This window comes from Lactobacillus sp., assembly GCF_051873315.1.
Classification (GTDB): Bacteria; Bacillota; Bacilli; order Lactobacillales; family Lactobacillaceae; genus Lactobacillus.
Window position 1 is genome coordinate 1 of record NZ_JBJEES010000015.1, and the last position, 14,850, is coordinate 14,850.

The 14,850-nt window shown below is 52.6% G+C and carries 13 protein-coding genes and 1 tRNA gene; all 14 read right to left on the minus strand.

Annotated features, from left to right (window positions below; all coding sequences use genetic code 11):
- Positions 1–101: 101 nt before the first annotated feature.
- Positions 102–1,031, minus strand: a complete 930-nt coding sequence (locus ACI32D_RS00685) for a Fic family protein (protein ID WP_439774758.1) — start codon at positions 1,029–1,031, stop codon at positions 102–104.
- A gap of 67 nt (positions 1,032–1,098) precedes the next feature.
- Positions 1,099–2,445 (minus strand): 23S rRNA (uracil(1939)-C(5))-methyltransferase RlmD, encoded by a 1,347-nt coding sequence (gene rlmD / locus ACI32D_RS00690; RefSeq protein ID WP_439774759.1) that lies wholly within the window; start codon positions 2,443–2,445, stop codon positions 1,099–1,101.
- Entirely contained in the window at positions 2,442–3,170 is a 729-nt protein-coding gene (locus ACI32D_RS00695; RefSeq protein WP_439774760.1) for a TMEM175 family protein, read from the minus strand. Before ACI32D_RS00695 ends, rlmD begins: the two co-directional genes overlap by 4 nt.
- Before the next feature lie 60 nt (positions 3,171–3,230).
- Positions 3,231–4,157: a diacylglycerol kinase family lipid kinase gene (locus ACI32D_RS00700; RefSeq protein ID WP_439774761.1), complete on the minus strand. Its 927-nt coding sequence runs from the start codon at positions 4,155–4,157 to the stop codon at positions 3,231–3,233.
- Positions 4,158–4,192: 35 nt separating this feature from the next.
- The gene (gene gatB, locus ACI32D_RS00705) at positions 4,193–5,623 is read right to left on the minus strand and encodes an Asp-tRNA(Asn)/Glu-tRNA(Gln) amidotransferase subunit GatB (RefSeq protein WP_439774762.1); all 1,431 of its coding nucleotides are present in this window, start codon (positions 5,621–5,623) and stop codon (positions 4,193–4,195) included.
- Positions 5,624–5,628: 5 nt separating this feature from the next.
- Complete coding sequence (gatA, locus tag ACI32D_RS00710) at positions 5,629–7,071, minus strand: Asp-tRNA(Asn)/Glu-tRNA(Gln) amidotransferase subunit GatA (RefSeq protein ID WP_439774763.1); 1,443 nt, start codon at positions 7,069–7,071, stop codon at positions 5,629–5,631.
- Positions 7,071–7,376: an Asp-tRNA(Asn)/Glu-tRNA(Gln) amidotransferase subunit GatC gene (gene gatC, locus ACI32D_RS00715; protein ID WP_003620937.1), complete on the minus strand. Its 306-nt coding sequence runs from the start codon at positions 7,374–7,376 to the stop codon at positions 7,071–7,073. Before gatC ends, gatA begins: the two co-directional genes overlap by 1 nt.
- Positions 7,377–7,387: 11 nt before the next feature.
- Positions 7,388–8,533, minus strand: a complete 1,146-nt coding sequence (locus ACI32D_RS00720; RefSeq protein WP_439774764.1) for a CamS family sex pheromone protein — start codon at positions 8,531–8,533, stop codon at positions 7,388–7,390.
- Entirely contained in the window at positions 8,530–10,545 is a 2,016-nt protein-coding gene (gene ligA, locus ACI32D_RS00725; RefSeq protein ID WP_439774765.1) for an NAD-dependent DNA ligase LigA, read from the minus strand. The genes ACI32D_RS00720 and ligA overlap by 4 nt, the downstream gene beginning before the upstream one ends.
- A 10-nt stretch (positions 10,546–10,555) precedes the next feature.
- Entirely contained in the window at positions 10,556–12,811 is a 2,256-nt protein-coding gene (pcrA, locus tag ACI32D_RS00730) for a DNA helicase PcrA (protein ID WP_439774766.1), read from the minus strand.
- Positions 12,812–12,901: 90 nt separating this feature from the next.
- A complete protein-coding gene (locus tag ACI32D_RS00735; protein ID WP_439774767.1) occupies positions 12,902–13,555 on the minus strand; it encodes a glycoside hydrolase family 73 protein in 654 nt (217 codons plus the stop codon).
- A gap of 13 nt (positions 13,556–13,568) precedes the next feature.
- Positions 13,569–14,186, minus strand: a complete 618-nt coding sequence (locus ACI32D_RS00740) for an ECF transporter S component (RefSeq protein ID WP_439774768.1) — start codon at positions 14,184–14,186, stop codon at positions 13,569–13,571.
- 117 nt (positions 14,187–14,303) lie between these two features.
- Positions 14,304–14,389: transfer RNA gene (locus tag ACI32D_RS00745), tRNA-Leu, on the minus strand.
- 31 nt (positions 14,390–14,420) lie between these two features.
- The coding region (locus ACI32D_RS00750; RefSeq protein WP_439774769.1) for a SprT family protein at positions 14,421–14,850 on the minus strand (430 nt) is incomplete at its 5' end.

Here is a 14,850-nt window from a genome sequence, read left to right on the forward strand (position 1 = left end):
TATTCGCTCATCGTTTCTTCCTTCCAATCTTTCGATATAGATATTATATCAAGAATTGGTAAGAAACGTTGCTATTTAGCATCGGATGAAATGAATAATTTTTAGCAGTCACACCCTTCTTCCAACGCCGGATTTAAGTAGTTTCTCCGGAAAGTTGGTCTGTGAGAAAGCCCCAACCGTTCCATTAATTCCGCCGTTGATAGCTCTTCACCATCAAGAACTTCCAACAGTTTTTGAACCTGGGGATTTTCTGCTTTCTTTGTTTTACCAACAACTGTGGTTTCCTTCAGCGTGTCCAAGATGACTTCTAGCATGAATTCCACAAAATGACTGCTTTCTCCCTGTTCATCAGACTTGCCAAGTGCCTGGTAGTATTCTTCCTGTCTGGACCGAATCAGTTCCTCTATCGGCAGCCAGAAAAAGATTTCATTCCAGTTACCCAGCAGCAAACTATGCCAGAGCCGGCCCATTCTCCCGTTACCATCGGCAAAAGGATGGATGAACTCAAACTCATAATGGAAAATCGCGCTCTTAATCAAGGGATGGGCCTTAGAATTACGGTACCAAGTGATCAGATTTTGAATCTCACCTGGGACAAGTTTGGCTGGCGGAGCCATGTGAATGACTTGGTCACCGGCAAAAACTCCCACCCCACTGGTCCGGAACCTGCCATTTTCAGAAATCAGCCCGGCCATCATCTGCTTGTGCGCCTCTAACAAGTCATCTACAGAATACGGGTTGAGTTCAAGCATCATCTCATAAGTAGCGTACGCATTCTTCACTTCCCGGATTTCATTGGGATTGCCAAGGATTCGCTTACCGTCTAAGATAGCCGTAACCTGTTCAAGCGTTAGAGAATTCTGCTCAATCGCCAAAGATGAGTGAATTGTCCGGATTCTATTTTCCTTCCGAAAATGTGGATTCAGATTGCCATGCGACAAAACTTTGATCCGGCCAATCTGCTCACTGGTTTCCGCCAGCAGGTTCATTATGTTGTCGGTCATCTGAAATGGCGGTACATATTCACTCATCCCTGCCTCCTCTTCTTTATCTTAGTCGGTAACTTAGTCGCTTATCTTGGTCGCTCGACCGACTAAGTTATTCCTTCGTCAGCACGGTCACGCATTCCACATGTGGCGTCTGCGGGAACATGTCGACCGGGGAAACCAGGTCAGTCGTGTAACCAGCCTCCATCAAGAGCTGCATATCCCGCACCAGCGTTGCCGGGTTGCAGGAGATGTAGACAACCTTCTTTGGACCTGTCTTAACCGCGGCATCGATAAATTCCTTGGTCAAGCCTTTTCTCGGCGGGTCGACAAAAATCACATCCGTCTTCAAGCCCTCGGCTGCCCACTTCGGCATCAATTCTTCCGCCTTGCCGGCATAGTACTTGGCATTGTGGATTTGGTTGAGCCGGGCGTTGTTCTTGGCGTCCTTGACCGCTGCCTTGACCACTTCTACCCCGCGGACTTCCTTGACGTACTTGGCCGCTGACAGACCGATCGTCCCGATCCCGGAGTAGGCATCGACGATGAAGTCGTCCTTGCTCAAGCCCGCCTGGTCAATGGCCAGCTTGTAGAGGCGCGGCGTCTGCAGGGAGTTGATCTGGAAGAAGGACTGCGGCGAAATTTCAAAGGTCAAATCGCCAATCTTGTCATCAATGTATCTCTTCCCCCACAAATGGTAGTCGTGTTCACCCAAGATGACGTTGGTTCTCTTTGGGTTGTGGTTGAGGAAGATCGACTTCACCCCGTCGATTTCCTTGATCTCGTCAACGACCGCGTGCAGGCCTGGGAAGTCCCGGTCCAAGCAGACCAGGACGACCATCATGTCGCCCGTAGCCGTTCCCCGGCGGACTTCCAGGTATCTTACCTGCCCTTGATGCTTTTCTTCGTCATAAGCCGGAATCCGCTTTTCCCGCAAGATATCTCTGACCGCTACCAGGACCCGGTCAATTTCCGGATCATTGGTGAAAAAGTCTTCCAGCGGCACCAGGTCGTGTGAGTGCCGACGGAAAAAGCCGATCTCCAGCTGCCCCTTGACCATTCTGACCGGTACCTGGGCCTTGTTTCTGTAGCCAGTTTCCAAGGGACTTGGCAAAGTTTCCGCTACCTTGATCTGGTCCAAGTGGGCCTTGCTCAAAAGCTCCTTAACCTGCTTTTGCTTGAATTCCAGCTGCTTGTCATACTTCAAATGAGCCAGGCTGGCCAGGCCAGTCTGCACGTACTGCCGGAGAGGCACCTTGACCCGGTCCGGGCTTTCCTTGACGATCTCAGAAATTCTGGCAAAAGCATAGCTCTTCTTGTCCTTCAAGATCTGCGCCTTGACCACTTCACCTGGCAAGGCGTTGTTGACAAAGACCGTTTCGCCATTGACATGGCCGACCCCCATGGCTTCATATGATAAGTCGGTGATTTCTACTTCGACGATTTCGTTTTTCTTCATGATTGATTTTCTCCTTTGCGGGCCCGCTGGCTCCGGTTATCTGGCGTGACAAAGTTGATGATTGGGAAGGCCAGATACAAAATCATCCCCAACCTTGGCTGGACGAAAGATATCAAAATAAAGACTAAATTGAGCAGGAAGAGCCAAATAAAGCGCAACCAGGAAACCCGGCCCCAGAGCTTCCGGAAGGTCTTAATATGCGGCAGTGAGCTCCGCATCCCCACCATTTCCGTTGCCAGTTCAAAAATCTGGACCAAAAAGTAGACGATCCCATAACAGACCACGCTCAAGACCGACAAATTCCCCATGATCCACTTGGTCATGACCGGAATCAGCGACAGACTGGCCAAAAAGGCGAAGTCGCAGACCATGGTCATCTTTCCTGCCCGCATAATATGAAAACTGAAGGCATGGTGGATTTCATACCAGAAATTGGCTACCACGAAAAATGAAATCAAATAGATCAAAATCTGGCTGAAGAAGTCATGGTAGGCGCTCTTGGTCAAAGGCGCCCCGATCTCCAACACCACAATAGTGATGATGATGGCGATTACCCCGTCGTTAAAAGTCATCAGGTGTTCTGCCAATTTGGCCCCGGACTCCTTAACAGCCTTCTCCCGGTACCGGCGCAGCTGGTCCCACTCGCTCTGCTCTTCTGGCGACAGAGGCGGCAAGGACCGTTGGGCCCGCTTTCTTGCTAATTCTTTCTTTTTATTGGTTATCATGCTTTTCCTCTAAACACAAAAATAGAGTCTGACAAAAGTGTCAAACTCTATTATAACAGTCTAGCCGACGTAGAATTCGATCCGTTCCCGCAAGTTTTCAAAAGTTACCGGGAACATGCCGCCTTCTTCCCCATCCAGGTTGACGGAGAGCTTGTCATCGCGGTTGTGACCAATCAGTTCAGCCTTCAGACTGGTCGTCTTGGTGTAGATGATGTTCGGGTCATCCACGTGCTTGCCGTTCAAGGCCAGAGCCATCAGCCGGAGCAGGTTGCCCGGGTCGCTTGGCTTGACCACGATCAGCTGGAAGAGGCCATCTGAAAGCTCGGCGTTTGGCATGATCTTTTCAAAACCGCCGATGGAGTTGGTCATTCCCAATAAAAGCAGAGACAGCTTGCCTTCGTAAACGCCCTTGTCAAAAGTCAGCCGCATTTCACATTCGCTGAGGTTTGGCAGCATTTCCGCCCCCTTGATCAAGTAGGCAGCGTAGCCCAAGGCGGACTTGACGTCTGAAGAAACCCCGTAGGTCAGTTCAGCCAAAGAACCGGCAGCAGCGATGTTGACGAAGTACTTCTGGCTGCCGTCGCCGAAGTCGGCCCGGCCCACGTCCATCTTTTGGACATTGTCCTTGAGGATCACTCTGGCTGCTTCAACCACGTCGTCGCGCGGAATCTTCAAGGCTCTGGCGTAGTCGTTGGTCGTCCCCGCCGGGATGATGGCCATGCGCGGGCGCTCTTCCTTAGGCAAAAAGGCGATCCCGCTCACGACCTCGTTGATCGTGCCGTCCCCGCCAGCTGCCACGACCAGTGAAAAACCGTCCTTGGCTGCCCGGGTTGCTTCATTTTGAGCACTGAGCGGAGCTGGCGTGGTTCTGAATGCACTGGCTTCATAACCCGCTTGTTCCAAAATATCCAAAATATCAGAAACGTTCTTAGGCATCTGTTCATGCCCGGAAACCGGATTGTAAATCAAGCGCGCGCGCTTAGTCATCTGCTTCACCTTTTTCTAAAAAATTTTCTCCTGCCTTAACGGCTGGCCAGGTCGGCCAAGAGGAGCTTGTTGATCACCTTAGGGTTGGCCTTGCCCCGGGTCTGCTTCATGATTTGCCCAACCAGGAAGCCGATAGCCCGGTCCTTACCATTCTTGTAGTCTTCAACAGACTGCGGGTTGGCGTCGACAACTTCCTTGACCATTGGTGCCAGGACGCTTTCATCTGACAATTGCGCCATGCCGTTTTCTTCAACGTACTTCTTCGGGTCAGTGCCGTTGGCAACAGTTTCCGCGAAGACCTTCTTGGCAATCTTGGATGAGATCGTCCCGTCAGAAATCAGCTTGATCATGGCAGCCAGGTTTTCTGGAGTCAAGGCAATGTCCTTGAGTTCAGCGTGCTTTTCGTTCAAGTAGCCGTTAACCTGGGTGTTCATCCAGTTGGCTGCCTGCTTTGGATCAGCACCGGCTGCTACAGTGGCGTCAAAGAAGTCTGAGCTTTCCTTGTTTTGCAGCAAAACATTTGCGTCGTATGGCTTCAAACCGTATTCATCAACATAGATCTTCCGCCGTTCGTCAGCCGTCTTTGGCAAGTTGGCCGCGATTTCGTCAACCCATTCCTGCTTGATGTGGTATGGAGCCAGGTCTGGTTCTGGGAAGTAACGGTAGTCCGCGTCCCCTTCCTTGACACGTTCCAGGACAGTCTTGCCCGTGTTGGTGTCAAAACGGCGGGTGGACAGGCGAACCCGGCCGCCAGACAGGAGGATTTCCTGCTGACGCTTTTGTTCATAAGCCAGGGACAGACGGACGTGTTCAAAGGAGTTCAAGTTCTTCATTTCGACCTTGGTCCCGAATTCCTTCTGGCCAGCTGGACGGATGGAAATGTTGGTGTCAATTCTCATTGACCCTTCTTCCATCTTAACGTCGGAAGCCCCGGTAAATTGCACGATTTCCCGCAGCTTTTCCAGGTAGGCAACAGCTTCGTCCGGGTCAGTCATTTCTGGTTCAGAAACGACTTCCAAAAGCGGTACCCCTTGCCGGTTGTAGTCAACGTAGGAGAAGCCGTTGGTCCCGTGAGTGTTCTTACCGGCGTCTTCTTCGATGTGCATTTCGTGAATGTGGATCTTCTTCTTCTTGCCGTGAACTTCGACTTCAACATAGCCGTTTTCAGCCAATGGCTTGAAGAATTGGGTGATTTGGTAAGCCTTCGGGTTATCCGGGTAGAAGTAGTTCTTCCGGTCAAAGTGGGTTACCGGGTTGACGTGGGAATGGGTGGCCAAAGCGACCATCAAGCCCAGGCGGTAGACTTCCTTGTTGACCATTGGCAAGGTACCTGGGTAACCCCAGTCAATAACGTTGGTTTCGGTGTTTGGCTTGGCCCCGTAAGTTACTGGTGAAGGTGAAAAGATCTTGCTCTTGGTCTTCAACTCAAAGTGGACTTCCAGACCGATAGTTGACGTAAAATTCATTTAAATTAATCCTCCAATCCAGCTGGTGTTTGTTCGTAGAACTTGTTGCTGCGTTCGATGAAGTCAGCTACTTGGAAGACATGGCCTTCGTCAAAGCGCTTGGCCATGATTTGGAAGCCGACCGGCATCCCCGTCGTTTCGCTCAAGCCGGCTGGCACGCTGGCTGCCGGAATCCCGGCCATGTTGGCGGAAATCGTCAAAATGTCGTTGTTGTACATCTTGATCGGGTCAGAAATTTCTGAGTTCAAGTCAAAAGCAGTTTCGGTAGAAACCGGCCCGACAATAACGTCGTTGTCTTCGAAGATCTTGTCGAAGTCTTGGCAGATCAAGGTTCTTACCTTGGCAGCCTGCAGGAAGAACTTGTCATAAGCGCCGGCTGACAGGGCGAAAGAACCCAGCATGATTCTCCGCTTTACTTCGTCGCCGAAGCCTTCTGACCGGGACTTGAGGAAGACTTCATCCAGGTTCTTGGCTTCTGCCCGGTAGCCGTAACGGATCCCGTCGTAACGTTCCAGGTTGGCCGAAGCTTCACTGGAAGCGATGATGTAGTAAGTTGGCACCACGTACTTGGTGTGCGGCAGGGATACTTCGTTGATGATAGCCCCGTTTGCCCGCAGAAGTTCGATTTGCGCTTCAACTGCCTTGCGGACGCCTTCTTCAACAGCATCGCTCATGTATTCCTTAGGAACAGCAACCCGCAGGCCCTTGACGTCCTTGCCCAGGAAGCTGGTGTAGTCTGGTACTTCCTTTTCTGAAACAGTGGCGTCGCGGTCATCAGCCCCGGCGATCACGTTCAGAACTTCAGCTGAGTCCTTGACCCGCTTGCTCATCACCCCGATTTGGTCCAGTGATGAGGCAAAAGCAATCAAGCCCCAACGAGATACCCGGCCGTAAGTTGGCTTGATCCCGAAGATACCGTTGAAGGATGCTGGCTGGCGGATTGAACCACCGGTGTCACTACCCAGGGCAGCAACAACTTCACCGCTGGCAACAGCAGCTGCTGAACCACCGGATGAACCGCCAGGCACCTTGTTCAGGTTCCATGGGTTCTTGGTGTCACCGAAGTAAGAAGTTTCAGTGGATGACCCCATGGCGAATTCGTCCATGTTGGTCTTGCCGATGATGGTGGCTTGGGCGGCCTTCAGCTTAGCAACAACAGTTGATTCGTAAACCGGTTCAAAGTTGTACAAAATGTGGCTGGCTGCCGTCGTCTTCAAGCCGTTGGTGATGATGTTGTCCTTGATGGCAATCGGCACGCCGGCCAGTTTGTTGTTAAAGTCAAGGTCTTCGGCTGGCTTAACGTCTTCGTTTACAGTGATGAAGGCATTGATCTTTTCGTCAGTCTTCTTGATGTTGGTGATGGTGTCCTGGGCCAATTGGTCAGCAGAAACAGTGCCGCTCTTCAGCTTGTCGTTTAAAGAATCGATCGTTTCGTTTAAGTAGTTCATTATTGGTTATCATCCTTATCGATAATTACAGGTACCTTGACAAAACCGTTGCTCTTGTCAGGAACGTTCTTCATCATTTCTTCGCGGGTCTGCCACTTTTCAGGAACGTCTTCTCTGAAGACAGTGTCGCGATCAACTACTTGTACCGTTTCTTCAACGCCAGTCGTGTCAACGGCTTGAAGTTCTTCTGCCATTTCCAGAATCTTCCCCATTTGCGGGGTGAACTTGGCCAGTTCTTCTTCGCTGAATTCAAGCTGGGCTAATGCCGCAACGTGCTTGATGGTATCATTTGTTACCTTTTCCACTTATGTACCTCCTAATTACCGCCATAGATGTGCATCCGATAAGACCCGGTAGCCGTTTCCTTGGCAACGACCGCTTGGGTGTCGTTGACCGAGGAAATGGTTATTTCAACCGGTGAGCTGGTTCCCAGATACTTCTTCGCCCGGCTCATAACCGTTTGGGCAAAGCTCTGCACCTGCAGATAGCCATAGAACTGCGTGGTGATGGCAATGCTTTCGTAAGCCAGCTTGCCATCGTAGTAGCGCAGAGTTGCCGTGACCCCGGAAACGTTCGGGAAGTAGTTCTCAATTTCATCCTTAAAACTGGTGAACTTGGATTCGTCACTGGAACTGACCGCGCTGGCCCCATCGACCGTCGGCAGAACCTGGGTCTTTTCGTTCACGGAATTCCATTTAGATATTTTACTACTATTTGCGCTGGCTGTCCCATATGAGAAGTAAGTTCCCCCGACTAATGAGTCAGTGTCAGTCTTAGAGAACAGGCCGACCATGATCGGGATATTCTTGAGCTTCTTCTTGGCGTGCAGGCGGGAGACGATCGTGTTGGCCGTTTTCTGCCCGAAGGCCCGCCGCTTGGCCAGGGAAATCTTAGTGCTGTATTCCGCCCCGTCAGTCGTCTTGGTGTAGTAGTCGACTGAGTTGAGGCCCAGGCTGATGCTGATGCCGGCCAGCTTGTAGCTGGACCCGCTCTTGACATAGAAGTCTTCTTCCATGATCTGCTGCAGGATGATCGGGTTTCTGGTCGCCTCCCCGGTCTTGCCATTGTTCTTGAGGTTCAGCCCCTCTTTATTGCTCTTTGAATACCGGCCCAGCCAGTTGGTGACCGTCGTTTCGTCGAGCTGCTGGCCTTCCTGGATGACATAGTCCTTGGTTGAGAAGACCTTCTTGGACACCCGGATCAAGCCCCGTTCCATAGCTGACTCGTCCACGCTGTTGTCATAGTTGGTGGCTTCCAGGCCGGAAATCGGGCTGGTCTTGTAGACCCCCTTTTTCAAAAGGACTGAGTAGCCGCCGTCAGTGCTGGAAGTCGTCTCGTACTTCTTGGTCTTGCTGGTCGTTGTCGTTGAGTTGCTGGCCAGGTCGGAATTCTTCAAGTTGCCGCAAGCCGCCAGCAGGAGGCTGCAGCTTGCCAAAGTTATTGCCTGTAAAAATCTCTTCACTTTTCCGTGTCCTTCTCTTCGATCTTAGAGATTGCTTCTGCCTCCGTTAAGCGCGGAATGTCCAGGGCTTCTGCCTTGGCCAGTTTGCTGCCGGCGTCTTCCCCGTAAACCAGGCAGTCAGTCTTCTTGGAGACTGACCCGGTTACCTTGGCTCCCAGGGCCTGCAGCTTCTTGGTAAACTCAGCCCGGCTATAGTGGGCCAATTTCCCGGTCAAGACCACGGTCTTGCCCTTGAAGAAGTTGTCTTCAGCTTCCCCGTCTTCACCCAGGTAGTCCATGTTGACCCCGGCCTCTTCCAGCCGGGTCAGCAGCTTCTTGGCTTCTTCCTGCTGGAAGTAAGCCGTCAAAGACTCAGCAATCGTCATTCCTATTGTATCGATTGCAGTCAGTTCTTGCACGCTTGCTGAAGCGATTTTAGACATATTTTTAAATTTCTGGGCAATCAACTGAGCGGCTTTCGCGCCGACATTGTCGATCCCCAAGCCAAAAAGGACCAGCTCAACGGAATTCTTCCGGCTTTGGTCAATGGCCGCCAGGAGATTGTTGATGGACTTCTCTTTAAAGTGGTCCAGTTGGCTCAAGTCGTCGGCGGTCAGATAGTAAAGGTCAGCGACATTGTGCACCAGGTCCTTTTCAATCAGCTGTTTGACGATCTTTGGGCCAAGACCAGCGATGTTCATGGCCTGCCGAGAAGCGAAGTGGGTAATCCCTTCTTCAACTTGGGCCGGACAGGACGGGTTAATGCAGCGCAAGGCCACTTCTTCATCCAGGTGGACCAGGTCTTCCCCGCAGGATGGACACTTAGTTGGCACTTCATAAGGAACTGAGTCTTCTGGCCGCTTGCTTAAGACGACTTCGGAAATTTCCGGAATGATGTCGCCGGCCTTGTGCAGCTTGACCGTGTCGCCCAAGCGGACGTCCAGTTTGGCCAAGAGGTCAGGATTGTGCAAAGAGGCCCGGGAAACCGTGGTCCCGGCCAATTGCACCGGATCCATCACGGCGGTCGGGGTCACGACCCCGGTTCTGCCCACGGTCCATTCAATCTCCCGGACAAGCGTTTCTTCTTCTTCCGGCGGGAACTTGTAGGCAATTTCCCAGCGGGGCACCTTGACGGTATTGCCAAGGTCCGCCTGCAAGGCCAGGTCATCGACTTTCAAGACGATGCCATCGATCCCGTAAGGCAGGCTGTCGCGCTTTTTGGTAAATTCATCGATATAGTCGTAGACGGCTGCCAGATTTTCCAGCCGGCGGCCGTTTTCATTGGTGTGAAAACCCAGCTTGGCCATTTCACCGATCGCCTGGTGCTGGGAGTCGATGCCAGCTGGCGGATTGATCCAGGTATAGATAAAGGTGCTCAGCTGCCGCTTTTTGGTCACTTTCGGGTCCAGCTGGCGCAGAGAACCAGCCGCGGCGTTTCGTGGATTAGCGAAGATGCTCTCCCCTGCCTCGTCCCGCTCCTGGTTCAATTTGGCGAAAGCCTCCTTGCCCATGTAGCATTCTCCCCGCACTTCGGTGGTAATGGCTTCTGGCAATTTCTGGGGCACATCCTTGATATACTTGACATTCTTGGTCACGTCTTCGCCGACCTGGCCGTTGCCCCGGGTTGAAGCCCGCTTTAAGCGCCCTTCTTCATATTCCAGAGACAGGGAAAGGCCATCGATTTTCAACTCGACATTGTAGGCAACAGGGTGACCGATGGCTTTTTGCACCCGCTGGTCAAATTCAGCCAGCTCTTCTTTGGAAAAAACATCCCCCATCGACAGCATGGGCACTGGGTGCTCAACTTTAGGCAGGTCGCTGCTCACCTCACCGCCGACCCTTTGGGTGATGGAGTCAGCTGCCTTTAATTCCGGATAGGCAGCTTCCAGTTCCAGCAGGCGGGCGTATTTTTCATCATAAACGTGGTCTTCAACCACCGGAGCGTCTTGCTCGTAGTAGGCCTTGGCCCACTGGTCCAGCTGAGCGCGCAGCTCGCTGACTTCCTTTTTTGCTTCTTCTAAACTTTCAGCCATGCTTTTTCACCTAAATTTTCTTGATCGGGGCAAAAGCCGCCAGCAGGCGCTTTGTGCCCTTGCTTGCAAAAGCAATGTCCAGTTCCATGTCGTCGCCAGAGCCTGTGACCTTGATGACCACGCCCTTGCCCCAGCTCTTGTGCTCTACCTGGTCGCCAGGGTGCCAGCCCTTCTTTTCAGCGCCGACGGCCCCGGCTGCCTTGCTGGCCCGGTGGACCGGCTTAGCTGCTTTGGCTTGGGACTTTTTGGCAAAAGGCAGCCGGTCCAGGTCTAAGAAGGAAGTGCTGGACTTTGGGGCAGTTGAGGCCACGATGTCCAGGTCCTCATCCTTGATTTCGCCGATAAAGCGGGACTGGGCGTTGTACTGCTTGCTCCCGTACATCATCCGGGTGTAAGCCGAAGTCAGGTAAAGCTCCTCTCTGGCCCGGGTAATGCCCACGTAAGCCAGACGGCGTTCTTCTTCCAGCTGGTTCGGGTCTTCGTCCTTGATGGCCCGGGAAAGCGGGAAGATGTTGTCTTCCATCCCAATCAAGAAGACGACTGGGAATTCCAAACCCTTAGCCGCGTGCAGGGTCATCAAAGTTACCCGGTCATCGCTTTCTTCCAGGTCATCCTGGTCGCTTAAGAGGGATACTTCCGCTAAGAAGTCGCTCAAGCGGCTGCTGTCCGGGTTTTCTTCTTCATTGTAATTGTCGTCAAAGCGCTTGGTAACCGTAGCGAATTCCTGCAGGTTTTCCAGGCGGGCGGCGGCTTCCAGGGACCCTTGGGCTTCTTCTTCCTTCAAGGCCTTGGTGTAGCCGAAGTCTTCCAGGATCTTGTCGGTCAGTTCACTGACCGTGTGGTCTTGGGCGTAAGCAATGGCGCTAGTCAGCTGGTCGCTGAAGGCCAGGAGCTTTTTGGCAGCGGCAGAAGAAATCGGAGCCAATTCGACATTGCGCATGGCTTCGTAGATTCCGCCCCCCATTTCGTCAGCGAAAGCAGCCAATTTGGTGGTCGTAGCCTGGCCGATCCCCCGCTTTGGAACGTTGATGATCCGGTTGAAGCTCATGGAATCGCTGGGGTTGGCCACCAGCTTAAGGTAGGCCATGATGTCCTTGATTTCCTTGCGGTCGTAGAACTTGTGCCCGCCAACGATCTGGTAAGGGACATTGGCTTCAACCAAAGTTTCTTCCATCCCACGGGACTGGGCGTTGGTCCGGTAAAGGACGGCGAAGTCCTGGTAATGACGCTTCTTTTTGTCGACTTCTTCCTTGATCTTGGAAAGAACGAAGCGGGTTTCGTCTCGGTCGCTCTGGGCCTGGTAGTAGTGGACCTTTTCCCCGTCGCCCTTGTCGGTCCACAGCTTCTTGGCCTTCCGGTTTTCATTGTGGTCGATAACCGAGTTGGCCGCCTTCAAGATATGGCCGGTTGACCGGTAGTTCTGCTCCAATTTGACAGTTTGGGCATTCTTGTAGTCATGCTCAAAGTTGAGGATGTTTTCCATGTTGGCTCCCCGCCAGCCATAGATTGACTGGTCGGCATCCCCGACAACGCAAATATTGTGGTAGCCGTCAGCCAGCAGGCGACAGAGCTCGTACTGGGCCTCGTTGGTGTCCTGGTATTCGTCAACCAGCAGATAGCGGAACTTCTGCTGGTAGTAGGCCAAAGTGTCCGGGCTGGCCTCAAAAAGGGTCAGCGTCTGCATGATCAAGTCGTCAAAGTCCAGGATCTGGTCTCTTTCCAAGCTGGACTGGTATTTCTTGTAGACGTCGGCGACGACTTTTTCAAAAGGACCGACCGCGCTGGCCTCGTACTGCTTCGGGGTCTGCAGGCGGTTCTTGGCATTGGAGATCTGGCTCAAGATGTTGCGGGGCAGGTACTGCTTGGGATCCAGGTCCAGCTGGCGGAGAATGCGCTTGACCAGGGTCACCTGCTCTGAAGGGTCAGCGATGGAGAAGTCCCGGTCATAGCCGATCAAGTGGCCGTCCCGGCGGAGGATACGGACGCAGAGAGCGTGGAAAGTGGACATCCAGATGCTTTCCGCCTGGTCACCCAGGAGCTTGACTTCTCTTTCCTTCATTTCTTTAGCGGCCTTGTTGGTGAAGGTAATGGCCAGGATGTTCCAGGGAGCAACCCGCTTTTCTTCCACCAAGTAGGCGATCCGCCTGGTCAGAACCGAAGTCTTCCCACTGCCGGCCCCGGCGATTACCAAAAGGGGCCCTTCAGTCGTCTTGACTGCCTGGACCTGTTGCGGATTCAAACCTTGTAAAATCGTTGCTTCAGACATGCTTTTCCCTTTCAATAAATCAAAAAACTTAGCTTATCCATTATAGCAAAAAAAGCTGCCAAAAAGCTCTGGCAGCCTGGTCAAACCTGCTTAATTATCGTACTTATTCAGGTTGTATTGTTCAATTAAATTGATGAGTTTGGTCGAGTAGTCCGGGTCGGTGGCATAGCCGTCGGTGACCAGGGCCTTGGCCTGGCTCTTGTAGTCCTTGGCCGCCAAAACGTCCTTGTACTGGTCCTTGTTCCAGCTGGTTCCCTGCTGGAAGAGGCGGACATGAGCCCGGATAGAGGCTTCATAAGAGTCATAAATCTGGAAGCGGGCCTTGACGGTCACCCACTTGCCATTGGTGTACTCCTTGGTCGTCATCACGGCCGAAGTGTTAGGGTTAGTCCCTTTAACTCCGAAGAGGTTGTTGTACTTCTGGGACAAGTCGCTTTGCCCGTAGTTGCTTTCCAGGCAGGCCTGGGCGATGGTGATGCTTGGCAAAAGACCGGTCCCCTTGTCAACCTTTTGGGAGATCGGCCCCACCTTTTTGATAAAGGCCTTCTTTTGCCGCAAAAGCTTAGCGGCTGCTTCCTGCTTGGCCAGTTCAGCCTGGCGGATCTGCTCTTGCTCAAGGGCCTGGCGGCGGTAGTAGCGGAAGGCCACGAACAAGCCCAGGCACAAGAGGATGATGGCAAAAACGCGGACCACGAGGATGGTGGTCGTCTGCTTGCCCTTGCGTGTTTTTCTGTGTCCAGCCATACTTATCACCTTTCTAGCGCCGCTTCAGTCGCTGCTTGAGGGGCGCGGTAATGAGCGGCGTGATCAAGCCGCTGAAGACTGCTTCCAAAATGCCGTTGACGGCCAGGGCCGTAAAGAGGATGACCAGCAAAGACTGCCCGCTCTTGGCCCCCAGGGCTAAAGCCAGCTTCTGGGGATGGCTGAAGTAGACCAGGTCAGACAAAAGAATCACCATGAGCGTGTTGACCGCTGAAGCGAAAAGGCCGCTTAAGGCGTAAGCCAGAGGCCGCTTGCCCTCCCATTTATCAGCCAATTGCCCGGCCATGCCCGCTGCCCAGCCGGCCGCGACCCGGGGCAATAAGGCAATCAAGGGGTTCTGGAAAAGGAGAATAGTAACCAGGCCGTTTGGAGCAGCATATGCCCTGATCAAGCTGGTCAAGCCCCAGACCAGGCCAAAGGCCGCGCTGGCTTTAGGTCCTCTTAAAGAGGCAAAGACCGCGACTGTCAACGGAATCGTGGTGATGGCCGGCAGGCCCGGCAAAATCGTGATGTAACCCACATTGGGAATAAAAGCTTCCAGCAGCAGAATGGCCACAAAGACCGCGCTGATCGTCAGGTTCAGGGTCTTCTGTCTGGCTTCAAAATCGTACATTTAGACACCCTTCTATTCATCTTGCATTGCGTTCTATCCATTATAACAGATTGGAGGAAAAGCAAGTTTAAAGAATCAACAAAAAAGGAGCCGTTTCACAACGACTCCTTATCTTAGTGCGGACGAGAAGACTTGAACTTCCACGACCAAAAGCGGTCACAAGATCCTTAGTCTTGCGCGTCTGCCAATTCCGCCACGCCCGCAAATACATTTAATATTTTAGCAAAGCTGCCCTCATTTGGCAAGGGGGCCAGCGATTTTTTCCAATTTTCCCCGGCAGCGGCCACAGAAATACTTCTTGACGTTAACCTGCCGCTGGCGCCAGTAGTCCTGCCCGCATTGCCGGCAGCGGTAGTGCCAGCGGCTTCTTTTACTCTCTTCTAGTCTTGGCGCATAGCGGCTGCCGCCTACCTTTTTTAGGAGCAGCTTGAAGTCCCGGTCCCTGTGCTGATAGCCCAAACCTGCCAGGTGGAGGTGGTAGTGGACCAGTTCATGTTTGATGATGCCCGGCAGATAATGAAGGTTTTCTTCCTTAAGAAAGAGCGGGTTAAATTCCAGGTGATGGTCAGATAATTGGTAGCGGCCACCGGTAGTCTTCAGGCGGCGGTTGATTTTCGCTTGGTGGAGAAAGGGCCGGCCAAAGGATTCAAGGGAGATCCTTTCG